General features: G+C 51.3%; 17 protein-coding genes. 16 read left to right on the top strand and 1 reads right to left on the bottom strand.

All coding sequences use genetic code 11. From position 1 onward, the window contains the following. The first annotated feature begins 5 nt into the window (after positions 1-5). The 3 genes from rseP to CHB92_RS08060 all read left to right on the top strand — a co-directional run bounded on the left by rseP (position 6) and on the right by CHB92_RS08060 (position 3,050). Positions 6-1,319, top strand: a complete 1,314-nt coding sequence (rseP, locus tag CHB92_RS08050) for an RIP metalloprotease RseP (RefSeq protein WP_089318688.1) — start codon at positions 6-8, stop codon at positions 1,317-1,319. A gap of 15 nt (positions 1,320-1,334) precedes the next feature. Then, positions 1,335-2,465 carry a LysM peptidoglycan-binding domain-containing protein gene (locus CHB92_RS08055; RefSeq protein ID WP_089318689.1) on the top strand — a complete coding sequence of 377 codons (1,131 nt, stop codon included), beginning with the start codon at positions 1,335-1,337 and terminating at the stop codon, positions 2,463-2,465. 84 nt (positions 2,466-2,549) lie between these two features. Further along, entirely contained in the window at positions 2,550-3,050 is a 501-nt protein-coding gene (locus tag CHB92_RS08060; RefSeq protein WP_245842376.1) for a DUF6702 family protein, read from the top strand. Positions 3,051-3,141: 91 nt separating this feature from the next. On the opposite strand, the gene CHB92_RS08065 is transcribed toward CHB92_RS08060, so the two are convergent. Next, on the bottom strand, positions 3,142-5,121 hold the full coding sequence (locus CHB92_RS08065) for an OmpA family protein (protein WP_089318690.1): 1,980 nt from the start codon (positions 5,119-5,121) through the stop codon (positions 3,142-3,144). A 224-nt stretch (positions 5,122-5,345) separates the two neighbouring features. On the opposite strand from CHB92_RS08065, the gene lon reads away from it, so the two are divergent. The 13 genes from lon to acs all read left to right on the top strand — a co-directional run bounded on the left by lon (position 5,346) and on the right by acs (position 18,501). Further along, a complete protein-coding gene (gene lon / locus CHB92_RS08070) occupies positions 5,346-7,835 on the top strand; it encodes an endopeptidase La (RefSeq protein WP_089318887.1) in 2,490 nt (829 codons plus the stop codon). Positions 7,836-7,917: 82 nt separating this feature from the next. Continuing rightward, positions 7,918-8,964, top strand: a complete 1,047-nt coding sequence (gene porQ / locus CHB92_RS08075; RefSeq protein ID WP_089318691.1) for a type IX secretion system protein PorQ — start codon at positions 7,918-7,920, stop codon at positions 8,962-8,964. A 58-nt stretch (positions 8,965-9,022) separates the two neighbouring features. Continuing rightward, positions 9,023-10,417 carry an ATP-dependent protease ATPase subunit HslU gene (gene hslU, locus CHB92_RS08080; protein ID WP_089318692.1) on the top strand — a complete coding sequence of 465 codons (1,395 nt, stop codon included), beginning with the start codon at positions 9,023-9,025 and terminating at the stop codon, positions 10,415-10,417. 245 nt (positions 10,418-10,662) lie between these two features. Further along, on the top strand, positions 10,663-11,391 hold the full coding sequence (locus CHB92_RS08085; protein WP_089318693.1) for an SDR family NAD(P)-dependent oxidoreductase: 729 nt from the start codon (positions 10,663-10,665) through the stop codon (positions 11,389-11,391). 318 nt (positions 11,392-11,709) lie between these two features. Continuing rightward, positions 11,710-12,129, top strand: coding sequence for a transposase-like zinc-binding domain-containing protein (locus CHB92_RS08090; RefSeq protein WP_089318694.1), 420 nt, complete (start codon positions 11,710-11,712; stop codon positions 12,127-12,129). 549 nt (positions 12,130-12,678) lie between these two features. Continuing rightward, positions 12,679-12,942 carry a DUF4212 domain-containing protein gene (locus CHB92_RS08095; RefSeq protein ID WP_089318695.1) on the top strand — a complete coding sequence of 88 codons (264 nt, stop codon included), beginning with the start codon at positions 12,679-12,681 and terminating at the stop codon, positions 12,940-12,942. 28 nt (positions 12,943-12,970) lie between these two features. Further along, positions 12,971-14,662 (top strand): sodium:solute symporter family protein, encoded by a 1,692-nt coding sequence (locus CHB92_RS08100; protein ID WP_089318696.1) that lies wholly within the window; start codon positions 12,971-12,973, stop codon positions 14,660-14,662. Between the two features lie 391 nt (positions 14,663-15,053). Beyond that, entirely contained in the window at positions 15,054-15,437 is a 384-nt protein-coding gene (locus tag CHB92_RS08105) for a response regulator transcription factor (RefSeq protein ID WP_089318888.1), read from the top strand. A 23-nt stretch (positions 15,438-15,460) separates the two neighbouring features. Beyond that, positions 15,461-15,589 carry a hypothetical protein gene (locus CHB92_RS26285; RefSeq protein WP_258178993.1) on the top strand — a complete coding sequence of 43 codons (129 nt, stop codon included), beginning with the start codon at positions 15,461-15,463 and terminating at the stop codon, positions 15,587-15,589. Beyond that, the gene (locus CHB92_RS26105; protein ID WP_245842378.1) at positions 15,549-15,866 is read left to right on the top strand and encodes an AMP-binding protein; all 318 of its coding nucleotides are present in this window, start codon (positions 15,549-15,551) and stop codon (positions 15,864-15,866) included. The genes CHB92_RS26285 and CHB92_RS26105 overlap by 41 nt, the downstream gene beginning before the upstream one ends. Positions 15,867-15,887: 21 nt before the next feature. Further along, positions 15,888-16,097: a hypothetical protein gene (locus tag CHB92_RS26110; RefSeq protein WP_245842380.1), complete on the top strand. Its 210-nt coding sequence runs from the start codon at positions 15,888-15,890 to the stop codon at positions 16,095-16,097. Positions 16,098-16,117: 20 nt separating this feature from the next. Beyond that, positions 16,118-16,534: an AMP-binding enzyme gene (locus CHB92_RS26115; protein ID WP_245842382.1), complete on the top strand. Its 417-nt coding sequence runs from the start codon at positions 16,118-16,120 to the stop codon at positions 16,532-16,534. 68 nt (positions 16,535-16,602) lie between these two features. Next, a complete protein-coding gene (gene acs, locus CHB92_RS08115) occupies positions 16,603-18,501 on the top strand; it encodes an acetate--CoA ligase (RefSeq protein WP_089318889.1) in 1,899 nt (632 codons plus the stop codon). Positions 18,502-18,612 lie beyond the last annotated feature (111 nt).

Genomic DNA, 18,612 nt, shown 5'->3' on the forward strand with positions numbered 1-18,612 from the left:
TGTAGATGGATATATTAGTAATGGTAGGCCAGCTTATTCTGGGCCTGACAATCCTGGTAGGATTGCACGAGTTAGGGCACATGCTGGCAGCCAAGTGGTTTGGGATGCGCGTAGAGAAGTATGCGATCGGCTTCCCGCCTAAAATTTTCGGGAAAAGGTTCGGTGAGACAGAGTATATGTTGGGCCTGATTCCCCTGGGTGGTTTCGTCAAGATATCAGGTATGGTGGATGAGTCCATGGACACAGAGGCCCTGAAAGAGGAACCAAAGCCCTGGGAGTTCCGGGCCAAGCCTGCCTGGCAGCGCTTGATCGTGATGATGGGCGGCATCATCGTGAATGTAATCACGGGTATTGTCATCTACATTGCCCTGACCTTTAACTATGGTGAGCAGTATATTCCGGCAAAGGAAGTGAAGTACGGCGTGGTGCCGAATGAGATTGGACGGGGCATTGGCTTTGAAACAGGCGATAAAATTGTTGCTGTAAATGGCAGACAACTGGAGAAGTTTGAGGATGTGTACTCAATGGACGCATTGCTGGGGCAGAATGCTTTTTACACAGTAGAGCGTGAAGGACAGCTGGTAGACCTGAAAGTACCGGTAGACCTGATGGATCGGTTGGCAGACAAGGAAGACCGCATGTTCTTTGTACAGCCGCGACAGCCTTTTAAGGTAGGCCAGGTTTTAGCGGGCAGCGCAGCCGACAAAGCAGGCCTGGAAACAGGCGACTTCATTGAAAAAGTGAACGGGGAGAGTGTGAAGTTCTTCCACGAGTTCCAGCAGGCCCTGCAGGAGAATGCCGGAAAGACGGTCACCATGACGGTAGAGCGTAACGGAAAGCCCATCAAACTACAGGCACAGGTAAGTGAAGAGGGAACAATTGGTTTCCAGCCTGTGCAACTACTGCAGTTTGCAACCCGCGAGTACAGCTTAGGGGAGGCTATCCCGCTTGGTACAGAGCAGGCCTTTGGGGTAATCACAGCTAACGTGAAAGGCTTTGGCAAAATTTTCAGAGGAGAAGTTTCTGCGTCTAAGTCCCTGAGCGGGCCCATTGGTATAGCACAGATCTTTGGCGATACCTTTAGCTGGTATAAGTTCTGGAACATTACCGCCATGCTTTCCATGGTGCTGGCGTTCATGAACTTCCTGCCCATTCCTGCACTCGATGGCGGACACGTAGTGTTTTTGACTTATGAGATGATCAGTGGGCGTAAACCTTCTGATAACTTTTTAGAGAACGCCCAGAAAGTGGGCATGGTAATTTTGTTAGGCTTAATGGCATTTGCTATCTTTAATGATGTATTCAAGATAATCTTCTAACAAAAGATTTCTCTCATGAAGAACATCGTACAGCGCACTACCTTAACAAGCTTAATTTTTCTTTTCGTTTTTGCCATCCAAAATGCCGCTGGAGCAGCACCTGCTTCCCGGCTGGCTTCCATAAACCAGCACGCTGTCGCTTTACTGAGCGACAGCGTGTACATGGTACAGCAAGGAGATACCTATTACAGCTTATCCCAGCGCTTTAACCTGCCGATTGACTCCCTTCAGAAGTGGAACAGAAATAAATTACAGATTGGGCAAACCCTATATCTAACGGGGCAGGGAGACTCTGCCTCTAAGGCTGTTGCCTCCTCCAAAAGACGTACTAAAAGGCGCGCTGTTACCACTAAAAATGAAGCAACCGCTGTTTCCCAAACAGGACCATCGAACAACAGTACGACGGTTTCAGTGGCACCGGCGCCTAAAACAGCCGATTTTAAGACAAAGAGCCGCGTATTGGTCATCCCCTTCGACCCACACCTCTATTTTTCAGATGCTGACCACGAGATAGCGCGTCAGTCGCACATTCCTCGCCAGAACGTGCGCCACATTTTTCGGGGCCGGCTCAATGCCATGCTGGCACCGGAAGGATACGAAACAATTCATTTGCTAGGCGGTGTTTACCGTGATAGTGTAAGTGAGCTGAGCCGCGTCTACGAGTCGCTGAACTATGGTTATCAAGACAACAAACAGTCGCGTTATAACCGTCAGCCGCAGGTAGTGGAAGAGGAGACGGTAGGAGCCGTAGCCTGGGTGCAGCGCCAAAAAGAGAAACTGGGGCTGCAGAGAGAACCGGAAGAGGTGCCGGTAGCCCAGGACCCAAACAAGCATTTCGGGGTAGAAGTAAAAGACCCGGAGTTCTTCAGCTATTTCAATAACCAGTATGGCATCGACTATTACGTGTTCATCAATCAGTTTGAGGTAAAAACGGTGTACGAGCATTGCCTGGACAGGGCGGCTCAGAACTATGAGCGCGACTTTCTGGTGCACTATTCCATTTATGATAACAAGGGGAAACTAGTATCGGGTAACAAGGTGAAAGTCCCTTATCATTCTAACATCAACGATGTACAGCGGATTGTAAGTGAGAGCATGCCGGGTATGGCCAGACAGGTGCTATCGGATTTGCCAGCTGCTAAATAGCTTTTCCCTGGTTTCGAGAGGGTGCAAGGAGTTTGGTGCTGTTTTTGATATGATCATATGTCTTAACCCTTGTACCTTTATACTATGAAATTTAAAATATTAGGATTCCTGCTGCTTTTGGGGTTTATGCTTGCACAGCCCGTTCAAGCGCATGATTACCATGCCAGCATTACAGACGTAAAGTTTAACCCGCGCACGCAGAGCCTTGAAGTAGCCGTGAAAGTATTCATGGATGACCTGGAGGCTGCGCTCTCCCGCCGGACCAAAAGCAGCGTTACTTACAGTGCATCGGAACAGGTAAAGAAGTACCTGGCAGATTACCTGAGTGCCAACCTGGTATTTGAGGTGGAGAAAGGTAAGCCGCTGAAGCAAAAGTTTGTTGGCTCGGAAGAGGACGCCGATGTGGTGTGGATGTATGTGGAAGTACCCGTACAGCAGGCATCTGTGCCGCAGTTATATGTCAAGAACGCCGTACTTACAGAACTGTTCTCAGATCAGATGAACATCGTGAACGTAAACTACAGGGGGACAACAGAAAGCGTGATGATGCAGCGGGGGGAGGTAGCCAAGAAGGTCTCCTTCTAAGCTACTCTCAAGCTTAAACCAAAAGGGCTCAGCTAACTGCTGAGCCCTTTTGGTTTAGACTTCTTTTCCTGGGCGCGTGTAACGTATCACCTCAAAACTGGCCCTTATCCGGCTTGATGATTTTAAATTCCACCCGTCGGTTAATACGTCTGTCTTCTTCTGTTTTCTCCTCCCGCAAAGGCCTTGTGCTGCCATAGCCGATTGCCTCCACGCGGCTGTCAGTACCCGGAATACCAATCTGCCGCTCAATGTAGCGCTTAATGGCATCGGCGCGGTCCTGGGAAAGCGAGAGGTTGAAATTAGGATCCCCAAAGCCGTCAGTATAACCGGCAATCTGCAGGCGGTAAGTGGGGTGGTCCATCAGGAAGAGAGCCACTTCATCGAGCACAGGCTTCATGTCCTCCTTAATAGAAGACTGGTTCTGGTCAAACTCAATGTTCTTAAACACAAGCGGGATGCTGTAGTCGATAACGGTGGTCATAACCTGGACGCTTGTGTCCTGCTGCAGCTGTAATTGCTTTTCAATAGTAAAGAAGTCCGGGCTTTGGATCAGGAGCAGGTAGTTGCTGTTATCGATCAGGTTAAATTCAAAAGAGCCATCCGGGCGGATATATTTCGAGGAGATCTCGATGCCGTTGTCTAGGTCTATCACGGAGATAACCCCGGAGAGCGGCTTTTGTGTCACAGAGTCAGTTAGCATTCCCACTACTTTAGTTACTGCTAAGGGGTGCGCTTCCATGGGCAGCGGGAAGGAGAAAAGATCCAGATTCTCAATGTCATCGGCTTCAGAGCGGGCGTAGTACAGGTTTTTGGAGGCGGCATCAATGGTAAAATAGTACTCGCTGCCACGGCCGTTAACCAGGGGCCCTATATTTCGTGGCTCCTGCCAGTGGCCCTGCACCTTGTACGTCTTGTAAATATCAAAGTCTCCGAAGTTATTGAGCTGTCCTCTTGAACTAAAATACAATACCTGGTAAAGCGGGTGATAGAAAGGGCTGACTTCACTATCACGGGTATTAATCACAGGGCCCATGTTCTGTGCCTTGGCCCAGTCCCCGCTTTTGGTTTTGTAGGAATAGTAGATGTCTGACAGGCCAAAGCCACCCAGACGGTCAGAAGAGAAGTAGAGCGTATCTTCATTGGCAGACAGGGTGGGTTGAGAGTCCCACGCCTCGCTGTTTACATTGCTGCCTAAGTTCTTGATCTGCCCCCAGTTGCCGTCTGGCTGTTTTGTGGCGGTATAGATATCACAGTTGCCATAGCTGTCGCGCGCTTCACAGCGTGTGAAAAAAAGCGTGTGGCCATCACGGCTCAGGTAAGCGGAGCCTTCATTGTAAATGCTGTTAACAGGCTTGCCGAATGGCTGCGCTTCTTCCCAGAACCCATTAATTTGCCTGCTATAGAAGAGGTCCTCATTAGAGCGGTCCTTTAGCCCGTGAATGTGCCGTTTGGAGGTAAAGATCAGAGTAGCATTCGTGTCGCTCAGAGTAGGGCCGTAGTCCGCATAAGAGGAGTTAATGGCCTTGCCCATGTTTACGTATACCCCTTTGGGTGGCTTAAAGGTAGTGACGGATTTACGGTACTCTACCAGTTCATAGTAGTAGTCTAGCGGCACATAGTAGTCTTTCGTGTTTTGCTCTAAAGAGTCGTAATAAGAGGCAACACGGCGCACATCGGAACGATGGTGCTTCAGTACGAGCCTGTACAGCGCTTTTGCTTTTTCCAGTTCTCCCTGTCGCTCTGCCAGCTGGCCTAAACGCCAGAGCAGGCGAGTGTCTTTGTAAAAGTTCTCAACCCCGAAATTGTGCACGTACTTCTCCAACAGCGGGAGTACCTGGTCATAACGCTTCCGTTTTTCGAGCTTTTGGATGGCGGCAAGCTGCCGGGAGTTACGATAGTAGGGTATTTTGTTTAAATTAGGGAAATCGAGATGTAATTCAGGGCTAGGGCTCTTTTTGTGTACTTTTTGGCTTGGGCCTGCTTCAAGCGGGACATGCTTGTACTTTTGCCCCATGCATAGGAAAGGGAGGAAAAGCAGAAAGTACAGACCAAGCAGGATAGATCGCTTCATCAGCTTACGTGTTATACCTGAAGTCAAAGATATTGTTTTTGCGCTAATTTTTTGTGAGATGGCAATTTTTCGGCACCGATCTTTAAAATAGTAGCAGTCTTGTACCTATTTCCCGACAAAACTTCAGCCAGGGCAGCTTGGCACAGGACTTGACAATACTAGTGCAGTGCAGAAAAGTGGGGGACCAGCAGGTGCTTTTCTGTCAAATTGGCATTAAACAAGATATGAACTATACATTCAAGCACTTTTTACACAACCTACTCTTAAGCAGTATTTCCGACGATGATAACGCTGAGTTTATTCCGGTAATAACGGCAGAGGTAGAGGATGAGGTGAAGGCGGAGGATCTGCCGGATGAGCTACCTATACTGGCAGTGCGTAACACCGTGCTCTTTCCTGGCGTGGTGTTACCCATCACCGTGAGCCGGAAAAAATCGGTGAAACTGGTACGCAAGGCGCACAGCGGTGATAAAGTCATAGGAGTAGTGGCGCAGAAGAACACCAGTAGCGATGACCCCACTGCAGAGGACCTCTACGAAGTGGGTACGGTGGCCAAAATCCTGAAGATGCTGGTACTGCCCGACGGGAACACCACCATCATTATTCAGGGACAAAGCCGCTTTAAAGTAGAGGAGATTTTGCAGGAAGACCCTTATCTGACAGCCAAAGTAAGCCTTTGCGAAGAGGTACCGATGGATAAAGAGAATAAGAAGGTGAAGGCTCTGGTGCAGTCGCTAAAGGATGCGGCCGCTAAAATGCTGAAGCTGAACCCGGAGATACCGCAAGAGGCACAGGTGGCACTGGAGAGTATTGATAGTCCGAGCTTCCTCACGCACTTCCTGTCTAGCAACCTGAACGTGGAGGTAGCCCAGAAGCAGGCTTTGCTGGAAGTGAACGACGGGCAGGAGCGGGGAACACAGTTGCTCGAGCTGATGCTGCGCGAAATTCAGTTACTGGAGCTAAAGCAGGAAATCCACACCAAAGTACATACCGACATCGACCAGCAGCAGCGGGACTATTTCCTGCGGCAGCAGATAAAGGTGCTGCAGGACGAGCTGGGGCAGGAAGGTCCCGACCAGGAGATCGAGCGCTTCCGGGAGCGCGCCAAAAAGAAAAAGTGGCCCGAGCCGGTAGCACAGCATTTTAAGAAGGAAATAGACAAACTAGGCCGCCTGAACCCACAGGCAGCTGAGTACCCGGTGGCCGTAAACTACCTGGAGTTCCTGCTGGACCTGCCCTGGAGTGAGTATACCAAGGACAATTTCAACCTGAAGCGCACCAAAAAGATCCTGGATGCCGACCATTACGGCCTGGAGAAGGTGAAGGAGCGCATTTTGGAGTATTTGGCTGTGCTAAAGCTGAAGCAGGACATGAAGGCACCTATTCTGTGCCTCTATGGCCCTCCGGGGGTTGGTAAAACCTCGCTTGGCCGCTCTGTAGCCAAAGCTTTGGGACGAAATTACGTGCGCATGTCGCTCGGTGGCGTACGGGATGAGGCGGAGATACGTGGGCACCGCCGTACTTATGTGGGGGCCATGCCAGGCAAAATCATCAGCCAGATCAAAAAGACAGGCTCTTCAAATCCAGTCATTATCCTGGACGAGATCGATAAGCTGGCCTCAGATTTTCGTGGCGACCCGTCTTCTGCCTTGTTAGAGGTGCTGGACCCTGAGCAGAACCATACCTTTATGGATAACTACCTGGACGTGGAGTATGACCTGTCTAAGGTACTGTTCATCGCTACGGCCAACTCTCTGGATACCATTCAGCCAGCCCTGCGCGACCGTATGGAGATCATCGAGATTACAGGCTATACGATGGAAGAAAAGACCGAAATCGCTAAGCGCCACCTGGTGCCGAAGCAGGTAGAAGACCATGGCCTGGAAGAAGGCGATGTGAAACTGCCGAAAAACACGATCCAGAAAGTAATCGAAGACTATACCCGCGAATCGGGCGTTAGAAACCTGGAGCGTAAGATCGGGCAGCTGGTGCGTAACACCGCCAAGCAGAAAGCGATGGAAGAGGAGTATGCGCATACCATCAAGCCAGACGATGTAGTCAAAATCCTTGGCTCGGAGATCTTTGATAAGGAAATCTACCAGGACATTGACACAGCTGGGGTGGTGACGGGCTTAGCCTGGACCTCTGTGGGTGGTGACATCCTGTTTATTGAGTCCATCCTGAGCAAAGGCAAGGGCAAACTGACTTTGTCGGGTCAGCTGGGGGATGTGATGAAGGAGTCGGCCATGACGGCCATCTCTTACCTGAAAGCACATGCTGAGTTGCTGGAGATTGATTACCGCCTGTTCGACCAGTACGACCTGCACATCCACTTTCCGGAAGGGGCAGTGCCGAAAGACGGACCATCGGCCGGTATCGCCATCTTTACCTCTATTGCGTCGGTGTTTACACAACGCAAAGTGAAGTCGAGGCTGGCCATGACCGGGGAAATTACCCTTCGTGGCAAAGTGTTGCCGGTAGGGGGTATTAAAGAGAAGATTTTAGCAGCCAAACGTGCGGGAATAACAGATGTTATTCTTTGCCAGAAAAATAAGAAGGACATCAACGAGATTCCGGCACAGTACATCAAAGGTCTCAGCATTCATTTCGTAGATCGTGTGGATGAGGTGGTGAAGATTGCCTTGCTGAAAGAGAAAGTAAAGAACCCGCTTAAGCTGACGGTAACGGAAGATAAAGTTGCCGCAGAAAGTTAAAGGTAGAATGACTAAATGATGGCATCGAGCCTTGCTGTTCTATCCTTCAAAAGTCAGTTATTCTAATTTACCGATAAGAGGCATGAGAAGAGAAAAGGCTTTGCTAACCCTACTGCTGCTGTGCCTGCTGCTTACAGCACAGGCGCAGGTGGGTGGGCAGCGGGGCTTTTCTTTTCTCGAATTGCCAAACACCGCTAAGCTGGCTGCGCTAGGTGGTGTTAACGTTACGGCAGGAGGCCATGATGTAGGTATGGTATCGGCTAATCCGGCCCTGCTAAACGAGGAAATGGAACAGCAGCTCAGCCTGACCTATGTGGGTTACCTGGCCGACATAAAGCAGAGCCACGCGGCTTATGCTTTTAAGGCCGGGGAGAAAGGTGCTTGGGCCGCCAGCGTGAACTATCTGAACTACGGAGACTTTGTGCAGCGGGACGCCTCCGGTGCTGTGGAGGGAGACTTTAGCGTGAACGAGTATGCGCTGAACCTAACGCATGCACGGCAGGTAGAGGCCTTCCGTATGGGTGCTACGGCCAGAGTGGCCGTATCCAGCATCGCGGGGAATCAGGCTATAAGTATACTAGCTGATGCCGGGGTAATTTTTAAACATCCGGAAAGAGACTTTACCGTGGGCCTGGCGTTTAAGAATGTGGGCTATCAGGTAAAGCCCTACGACGGGGGCGAACGACAGCCAATGCCCTTTGATGCACAACTGGGCGTGACTTATAAGCCTGAGCACATGCCAGTGCGGCTTTCGCTCACCGCACACCGCCTTTACCAGTTCGATATCGTATACCTAGACCCAAACGCCCCGGGTGAGCTAGACGAGAACGGGAACGAAGTGAAGGAGGAAAAACAGTTGGGAGATAAGATCGCCCGTCATTTTGTAGCCGGGGCAGAGTTCGCTTTTAGCAAGAACTTTCAGCTACGGGCAGGCTATAATTACCTGCGGCGCAAAGAGCTTCGTCTGGACACTAGATCCGGGGGGGCAGGCTTGTCGGTAGGGGCTATGTTGCGGGTAAGGTCCTTTGAGTTAAACTACGGCAGCGCCTTTTTCCATCCGTCCGGTGCCACGCATTATATTACTTTAAGCACGGATACCCGTACGTTCTTAAAGAAGAAAAGAAGTTGAAAACCATGGGCAGCTCTTAAAGGAGGTGTAGCCCATCATAGAAGAAAGAGATAAAATCATGTTAGACAATATTGCATCCCTGACGCCAGCCCAGATTGTTGAGGAGCTGGATAAGTATATCATCGGGCAGAAGGACGCGAAGCGCAATGTCGCTATTGCCCTGCGAAACCGCTGGCGCCGTATGAATGCCGACAAGAGCATACAGGGCGACATTGTGCCGAACAACATCCTGATGATCGGGGCAACCGGTGTGGGTAAAACAGAGATAGCCCGTCGGTTGGCCAAGATCGCCGATGCGCCTTTCACCAAAGTAGAAGCCTCTAAATTTACAGAGGTTGGTTACGTGGGCCGCGACGTGGAAAGCATGGTGCGCGACCTGGTGGAGCAGTCGGTGAACATGGTGAAGCAGAAGAAAAAGGAAGAGGTGAAGCAAAGAGCCGCTGAGGTGGTGGAAGACATCATCCTCGATGCGCTCATCCCGCCGATCCAGGGCAAGAACAATACCCCCATTTCTATTACTTCGGACCCGAATGCCGTTCCAGACAACGATTATGAACTAAACGAGCGTACCCGTGAGAAGTTCCGTGAGAAGATCCGCAACGGGGAACTGGAAGACCGCAAGATCGAGATCCGCGTGCAGCAGAGCAGTGCTCCGGGTGTAGGCGTGATGGGGCCAGGCATGGACGAGGCCTCTATGATGAACATACAGGAGATGATCAGCGGCATGATGCCTAAGAAAACCAAGAAGCGAAAGGTAACGATCGCGGAAGCCCGTAAAATTCTGCTGGAAGAGGAAGCGTCTAAGCTCATTGATATGGACGAAGTGAAGGAGGAAGCTATCTTTAAGGCGGAGAACTCTGGTGTGATTTTTATCGATGAGATCGACAAAGTTGCCAGCGCGAGCAACAAAGGAGGCGGTGGGCCGGACGTAAGCCGTGAAGGAGTGCAGCGCGACCTGTTACCAATTGTAGAAGGCTCTACCGTTAATACTAAGTATGGTATCATCAGCACAGACCATATCTTGTTTATTGCAGCCGGTGCGTTCCACGTGGCCAAACCATCAGACCTGATCCCGGAATTGCAGGGTCGTTTCCCGATTCGCGTGGAGCTGGACAGCCTGACAAAAGATGACTTCTACCAAATTCTGAAGTTCCCGAAGAATGCGCTGACCAAGCAGTATGAAGCCTTACTTTCGGCCGAGGAGGTAGAGTTGACTTTTAACGACGAGGCGCTGGACGAGATCGCGTCTATTGCCTACGAAGTAAACACAGAGGTAGAGAACATCGGGGCACGTCGCCTGCACACGGTAATGAGCCGCCTGCTGAACGACATCCTCTTTGATGTACCAGATAAGATTGGTGCTAATGCCCATATCGTGGTTACCCGCGAAATGGTGCAGGAAAAGCTGTCGGGCATGGTAAAGAACCGCGACCTAAGCCAGTATATTTTGTAAGCTTAAAAGGTGAGACCGGCGGCTTGGTACAATGTGTTTGCCTGATTTAGCCGTGTTAGCTGCGTTAGGCCAGTGCAAGCCGTCAGGCTGGTTTTGCTTAGCTGGTTTATCATTAAGAGCCGGCGCTTCTACATGTGTAGGGGCGCCGGCTCTTTGTTTTCATCGTCTACGCCCTTTCCACCTGGCACCTGACCCTTCTTCCTGTTTCATCCGTAACTTAGAGCGCACCATTTAGCTGAAAGAAATTGAACATCTACATAATTACCGGAGCAAGCAAAGGAATTGGCAAGGCCATCGCAGAGGAACTGTTGAAAGACGAGAATAATCAGGTTATCGGCCTGTCGCGCAGTAGCAGCATAGCGCACCCTAACTACCGGCATCACCCCATTGATTTTTCTGACCTAACCAGTTTGGAGAAAATGCTGCCGGAAGTGTTTCTGCCTTACCAGGACGCGGCCCGCTTGGGGTTGATAAACAATGCCGGGGTGCTGGGCGACATCGGGTACGTTGGGGAGGACCTACCGAACGAGACGTTTAAGATTGTGTTTGATGTAAACGTAGTGGCTCCTGCCATGCTAATGAACACCTTCCTAAAGACCTACCGGCACCACAGGGCACAGCAGGTAGTAGTAAACATCAGCTCTGGAGCAGGAAAATACCCTGTGGACGGTTGGGCCAGCTATTGCGCCTCCAAAGCAGCCATCGACATGCTCTCCCAAACTGCGCAGCAGGAACAGGACATACGAGGCACCGGTGTGAAAGTGTTTGCCCTGTCCCCAGGTGTAGTAGATACAGAAATGCAGGGAAACATACGGAGCAGCGATGCCACGCGCTTTAGTAATATACAACGTTTCAAAGACTACAAGGCGAAGGGAGAGCTGACTTCGCCAGAAGAAGTAGGCCGTAAGGTTGTTACCTTTCTAAACGGGGTAGAGAAGTATAACGAAGTGATTGTCTCCCTGCGGGATATGTAAAACCAGCTAGGGAACCCTCAGGTGACAGGCTGTTTAGTATCTTGTTTCCCTGCAATGTTGTTCCAAAGAAGGGCAGCGACGGACAAAGTCCTTGAGATTTTCTGCTAAAGCTAAATACCCCTATTTGACCTTCTGTAAAAAGCCCTGTCAGCAATGGCAGGGCTTTTACTTGCCCACAGCGACTGCCTTTGTTGCGGATTCCCCTAGGTATGTTTAAATAGACCCATCTATTCTGGAAGATTAATTTGCTAATTTACTATAGATACGCTAAGTTTATATATATGGTAATTGATTACTCAGTTAGATACGCTGAAAACGATGAAAAGCCCTGCCTGCCCCCGTTGCAATGCGCCAGACGTAGTGAAGAGTGGCATTATAAACGAGCGGCAGCGGTACCGTTGTAAGTCTTGCAACTACTACTACACGGTAAATAAATTGGGTAAAAACATCGATAACTACTACGTAACAAAAGCCCTGCAGCTTTACATTGAGGGGATTAGCTACCGTGAAATTGAGCGTATCTTAGGGGTAAGCCACGTGTCGGTGATGAATTGGGTGCGAAAGTATAAGATAAAGGCCCCCGAACAGACAGAGTACCACCCTACCTACAAAATATTAAATCACAACGAACTCGTAGAACACATCAAAAACGGGGGAAACCTGAAGGGCGCTGGTATGATCATCACAGAGCTAGGTGATAAGTACATCATGATTAAGTGGAAACGTTTCAGAGACTAGCAGAGCCCTTCCCTTATTGGCTCAAGTTCTTGAGTAACTCGCATCTTAAGTTAATTAGCGGTATTCTGCTTTTATGGTGCTACGCAGCTGTTTGAATAGCAGAAGCAGGCCTTGTAAAGCTTTTACCGTAGCTCTTAAAACGAAGATGTATAGCAAGTTAGCGTTTGTATATCCCTGTTTATCCTTTCTCCTGCTAATCCTATATACTAGATTTAAGATTCAGGGACCAGCTGCGCACGGGTAAGTACCTTATTTCCTGGATTGTAGCGAACAAACTTTTCCGAAGTGTGGTGGCCCGTCTTGGGCTTTGCTGCTATTGGAGCAGTGCCTCCCTGATGGTTCAGTACGAAAAAGCCTCTAAACAAGGATGGCTTAAAATACTTCGACTTAACTATGCCAGAACCTACTACTGGGGAGCACCATGCGTAGATGACGCTTCATCACCGTCCCGACTTTACAAAATAGACAACCTACAGGATTAGCCTGAGGTCACCTTACAGGCTAGGAACTGTCTCTAACACCATTACTCAAAACACTAAACTTTAGCACATGGAAAACAACAGACAAAAGATGCAGGAGTACTGGAAGCGCAACGTGCGCATCCTGCTTACACTGCTCGGTCTTTGGTTCGCGGTCTCGTATCTGTTCGGGATTTTGCTCGTGGAAAAGCTTAACCAGTTTCACCTGGGAGGCTTTAAGCTCGGCTTCTGGTTTGCCCAGCAAGGCTCCATTTACTGCTTCGTTATCATCATCTTTATTTATGTGGTTCTGATGAACAAGCTGGATAAAGAGTTTGACGTGGATGAAGACTAATTAGTAGCAACTTAAAAGAAACAGAAAAATGGGAATTTTAGCCTGGACATACCTTCTCGTGGGCCTTTCGTTCGCCCTTTACATCGGCATCGCCATCTGGTCGCGTGCCGGCTCTACAAAAGAATTCTATGTGGCTGGCGGTGGGGTAAGCCCACTGGCAAACGGCATGGCCACTGCCGCCGACTGGATGAGTGCCGCTTCCTTTATCTCCATGGCGGGCCTGATCTCATTCATGGGCTACGACGGGTCTGTATACCTGATGGGCTGGACCGGAGGCTATGTGCTGCTGGCCCTGTTGCTGGCACCCTACCTGCGTAAGTTCGGGAAGTTTACGGTGCCGGACTTTGTGGGTGACCGCTACTACTCTAAAACGGCCCGCCTGGTGGCGGTAGTTTGTGCCATCTTCGTGTCGTTTACTTATGTGGCCGGGCAGATGCGCGGTGTGGGAATCGTGTTCTCCCGCTTTTTGGAAGTGGAAATTGAGACGGGCGTGATCATCGGGATGATTATCGTGCTGTTTTACGCAGTATTGGGTGGCATGAAGGGCATTACTTATACACAGGTGGCACAGTACTGTGTGCTGATTTTTGCTTACATGGTACCGGCCATTTTCATTTCGGTAATGCTTACCGGCAATCCGATTCCACAGCTTGGTTTGGGTGGTGATGTAGCCGATGGCACTCCCTTGCTGGCCAAGCTGGACGGCATGCTCACAGAACTGGGCTTCGCTCCCTACACGGCCGGTACCAAGTCTACCATCGATGTTTTCTTTATCACAGCTGCTTTGATGGTAGGCACTGCTGGCCTGCCACACGTAATTGTCCGTTTTTTTACAGTGCCAAAGGTAAAGGATGCCCGCAAATCGGCGGGGTATGCGTTGGTATTCATCGCCATACTCTATACGACCGCGCCGGCTATTGCTGCTTTCGGTATGTACAACATGCTCACCACCACCAGTAACCAACCTATCGCCTCTATGCCACAGTGGGTGGGGAACTGGGGAAAGACAGGTTTGATTGCTGTGACGGACAAGAACGCGGATGGACTGATTCAGTATGTCAAGAACCCGGAGCAGAACGAACTGACCATTGACAAAGACATCATGGTGCTGGCCAACCCGGAGATTGCGCGACTACCCAACTGGGTGATTGCCCTGGTAGGAGCCGGTGGCTTGGCGGCCGCCCTTTCCACGGCAGCAGGCCTGTTACTGGTTATCTCGACCTCTATCTCCCACGACCTGCTCAAGAAGTCCTTTGTGCCGGACATATCAGAGAAGAACGAGCTGATCGCGGCACGGCTGGCAGCCACGGCGGCGGTGGTGATTGCCGGATACTTTGGCATTTACCCACCCGGTTTTGTGGCCGAGGTGGTGGCCTTTGCCTTTGGTCTGGCTGCTGCGTCTTTCTTCCCCGTCATTATCATGGGCATCTTCTCCACGCGCATGAACAAGCAGGGAGCCATCTGGGGGATGATCGTGGGCCTTACCTTTACCATCGTCTACATCTCCTACTTTAAGTTTATCAACCCGGCCGCTAACCAGCCCGAGAACTGGTGGTTCGGGATATCACCGGAGGGTATCGGTACGCTTGGCATGTTGCTAAACTTTGTGGTGTCTTTTGTGATATCCCGCATGACGCCACCGCCGCCGGCTCATATTCAGGACCTGGTAGAGGACATTCGGATTCCACGTGGAGCAGTAGCGGCGGCAGCGCACCACTAGTCTCTTTTCCGCAACACAGTTAGACTCACCCCTCGCCCCAAATAAAAGAAGCTACGCAAGCGTACCGTTTCTTTTGTAGTGGGGCGAGGGGGTGTTGTGGTTATTGGTTTGTCTGGAGAGCGAAAGCCCATCCGGAAACCGAAGTAAAGAGCATGAGTTATTGGCTTGTGATCAGGGTGCTGTTTTGATACCTGGCCTTGCTGTTAGGGCTGGTTTCCTGGGCGGAGCGCCGCTCAGCAGCAAGGAGGAGCTTTGTACGCAACCCTTATGCCTATGCCCGCTGGCCCTCTGCAAAAAGATAATTAAGTCGCACCAGGGGCGACTGTGGGTAGCGAACGAGTCGGGCAAAGGGGCAAGGTTCTCTTTTACCCTGCCGCTAAAGCATAAAACGATGAGCAAGGAAAAAGAAAAACTGAAGGTGCTGGTGGTGGATGATGAGCCCAGCATCCTGATGCCGCTGGAGTTCCTGATGCGCAAGAACGGCTACCAGGTGTTTATAGCCCGCAATGGCGTGGAGGCAATGGAGAGTGTGAACAGGGAACTGCCGAAAGTGGTGGTGCTGGACATCATGATGCCCGAAATGGACGGCTATGAGGTGTGCCGCCACATTCGCGGGAAACCGGAAATGAGTGGCGCCAAGGTTATTTTCCTGAGTGCCAAGACCAAGGAGGCCGACATAAAGAAAGGCTATGCTGTAGGGGCCGACCTGTATATCTTAAAGCCTTTCTCCACGCGCTTCCTGATGGAGAAAATAAAAGACCTGACAGCATGTTGACGGAAGGCAAAAAAGTTAAAACTATGGAGACTTTGACCGAAACACCAAGCACCTACGCGCAGAGTAGCACGGACCCGGAGGCATGCTGGGAGAGCAGGCCGGACGACTGGCATGGTACGAAAAACCACAGCAGGCATTCGCTCGACCGATGAACAAGGCTTTTACCGCTGGTTTAAAGGGGGCAAGTCCGTACGTGTGCCTGATGCCGGCACTTTCTGGCGTATCCTTCAGCAGCACGGGGTAAAGGTGCTGTTCACGGCTCCAACGACTTTTCGTGCCATTAAAAAAGAGGATCCGGACGGGGTATTCAAGAAAAAGTATGACACGGCATCACTTAAATTCTTATTTTTAGCTGGAGAGCGCTGCGACGTGGTTACGTATTACTGGGCCAGGAACTTGCTTCAGGTGCCCGTGGTAGACCACTGGTAGCAAACAGAGTCAGGCCGGCCAATGGTGGCCAACTTGGTGGGGCTGGAGGAAATGCCTGCCAAGCCGGGCGCTGCAGGTAAACCCGTTTGCGGCTATAATGTGCAGGTCCTGCGAGAGGAGGAGAATCTGCTTATCCTAAATCAGGAAGGTGTGGTAGCCGTAAAGCTGCCGCTGCCCCCCGGCGGCCAATACGCTGGCAGGAGGATGGCCGCTTCCGTGATTTTTGTCTGAAGCGCTTCCCTGGCTACTACATGACCCGCGACGGCGGGTTATATCGAAGAGGAGGGCTATGTGTATACCATGGGCTGCACCGGCTGCCTACCGGGGAGATGGAGGAGGTGGTCTCCTCCCATCTGGCAGAGGCAGAGTGTGCTGTGGTTGGCATTGCCGTCGAGTTGTGCAGACAGCGTCCTGTGGGTTTGGTCGTACTGAAAGACGGGCAGACCGTAGGAGAGGGGCAACTGGAGCAGGTGCTGGTAGCGCTGATTCGTGAAAAGATCGGGGTTGTGGCCTGCTTTCACAGTGTTTTTGATGGTAAACAGGCTCCCGAAGACACACTCTGGCAGATCCTGCGTAAAATTATCCGCCATATGGCGGACGGTGTGCATTATGCCGTGCCCTCTACCGTCGACGATCCGGCCATACTGACAGAAATACGAGACCTTTAAAGAAAAGAAACATAGGCAGCGCCTTTCCACCCTATAAATTAAATTCAAACCAAGAACTAAGTTTAGCCATGACGAACTATCAGCTTAAAACCTATGAAGAATACCAGGAAGCCTATAAGCGCAGCACCGAGGACCCGGAGGGGTTCTGGGCTGACATAGCCGATACCTTTACCTGGCGCAGGAAGTGGGATAAGGTCTTGGACTGGAACTTTGAGGAGCCGAACGTGAAGTGGTTTCTGGGAGGCAAGCTGAACATTACGGAAAACTGCCTGGACCGCCACCTGAAAACCCGGGGCAATAAGCTTGCCCTGATCTGGGAGCCCAACGACCCGAAAGAGCGTTTTATCCGCTACACTTACCGCGAGTTGCACGAGAAAGTGTGCCAGTTCGCCAACGTCCTGAAAAAGAATGGGGCGAAGAAGGGGGACCGCATCTGTATTTACATGCCGATGATCCCCGAGCTGACCATCGCGGTGCTGGCCTGTGCCCGCATTGGGGCCATTCACTCGGTGGTGTTTGCCGGTTTCTCTGCCTCGGCCATGGCCGACCGCATTAACGATGCCCAGTGCAGCATGGTCTTAACCTCGGACGGGCTGAACCGTGGTGCCAAGCAGATACCTGTCAAGCGCGTGGTAGACGAGGCTTTAGAGGACTGTGCGTCTGTGAAGAAAGTGATTGTGGTAGAGCGCCTGGGATGGGCCGTGAACATGGTGGAAGGCCGTGATGTGTGGTACCACGACGAAGTGGAGGATGTGAGCAAAGACTGCCCGGCTGAGGAAATGGATGCCGAAGACATGCTGTTCATCCTGTATACCTCTGGCTCTACCGGTAAGCCCAAGGGGGTGGTGCATACCTGCGGCGGCTACATGGTATATGCGCAGTACAGCTTCTGCAACGTGTTTCAGTACCAGGAAAGTGATGTGTACTGGTGTACGGCAGACGTGGGCTGGATCACAGGCCATACCTACCTGGTGTACGGCCCGCTTTTGGCCGGTGCTACTACCCTGATGTTTGAGGGGGTACCTACCTACCCGGACAACGGGCGATTCTGGCAGGTGGTGGATAAGTTCGGCGTTACGATATTTTATACCGCGCCAACGGCTATCCGTGCCCTGATGGGAGGCGATATCGAGGATGTGTTGTCCTACAGCCTGGACTCCCTCCGGGTGTTAGGGTCAGTGGGCGAACCGATCAACGAAGAGGCCTGGCACTGGTACCATATCCACGTGGGCAAGGAGGACTGCCCGGTAGTGGATACCTGGTGGCAAACAGAAACGGGCGGTATTATGATCTCCACTCTCGCAGACGTAACGCCTATGAAGCCCAGCCACGCGGGCCTGCCACTGCCAGGGATACAGCCGATCCTGGTAGACAGCGATGGAAACGAGATCACCGAAAACGGGGTGGAAGGCTACCTATGCATGAAGTTCCCGTGGCCAAGCATTATCCGCACCACGTATGGCGACCATGAGCGCGCACGCCTGAGCTATTTCTCCACCTACAAGGGGCTGTACTTTACGGGAGATGGCGCCAAGCGTGACGAGAACGGCTTGTACCGCATTATTGGCCGTGTAGATGACGTGATCAACGTTTCCGGGCACCGTTTTGGAACAGCCGAGATAGAGGAGGCCATCAACCACAACGAGCACGTGGTGGAGTCGGCCGTGGTGGGTTATCCGCACGATGTGAAGGGGCAGGGTATCTATGCCTTTGTGATTCTGAAAGGCAAGCCGGAGAATGAGGACTGGCTGCGGGCCGAGATCATCGAAACGGTGGTAGAGAAGATCGGTAAGATCGCGAAGCCGGACAAGATACAGATCGTGAGCGGGCTGCCGAAGACACGTTCTGGTAAAATTATGCGTCGCATCCTGCGCAAAGTAGCCGAAGGAGATACCTCTAACCTGGGAGACACCTCTACGCTACTCGATCCGGCTGTGGTGGATGAGATCAAAGAAGGAGCCATATAAGTGGCTGGCTTTTGTGAAAGAAGGTCCTGTGGTTCTCGCTGCAGGACCTTTTTTGTAGCGGTGGCATCTATGTGAACAGGCAAACGCCTTACGTCTCGTCCCGCTTGCGCC

Source organism: Pontibacter ummariensis, assembly GCF_900188175.1.
GTDB classification, from domain to species: domain Bacteria; phylum Bacteroidota; class Bacteroidia; order Cytophagales; family Hymenobacteraceae; genus Pontibacter; species Pontibacter ummariensis.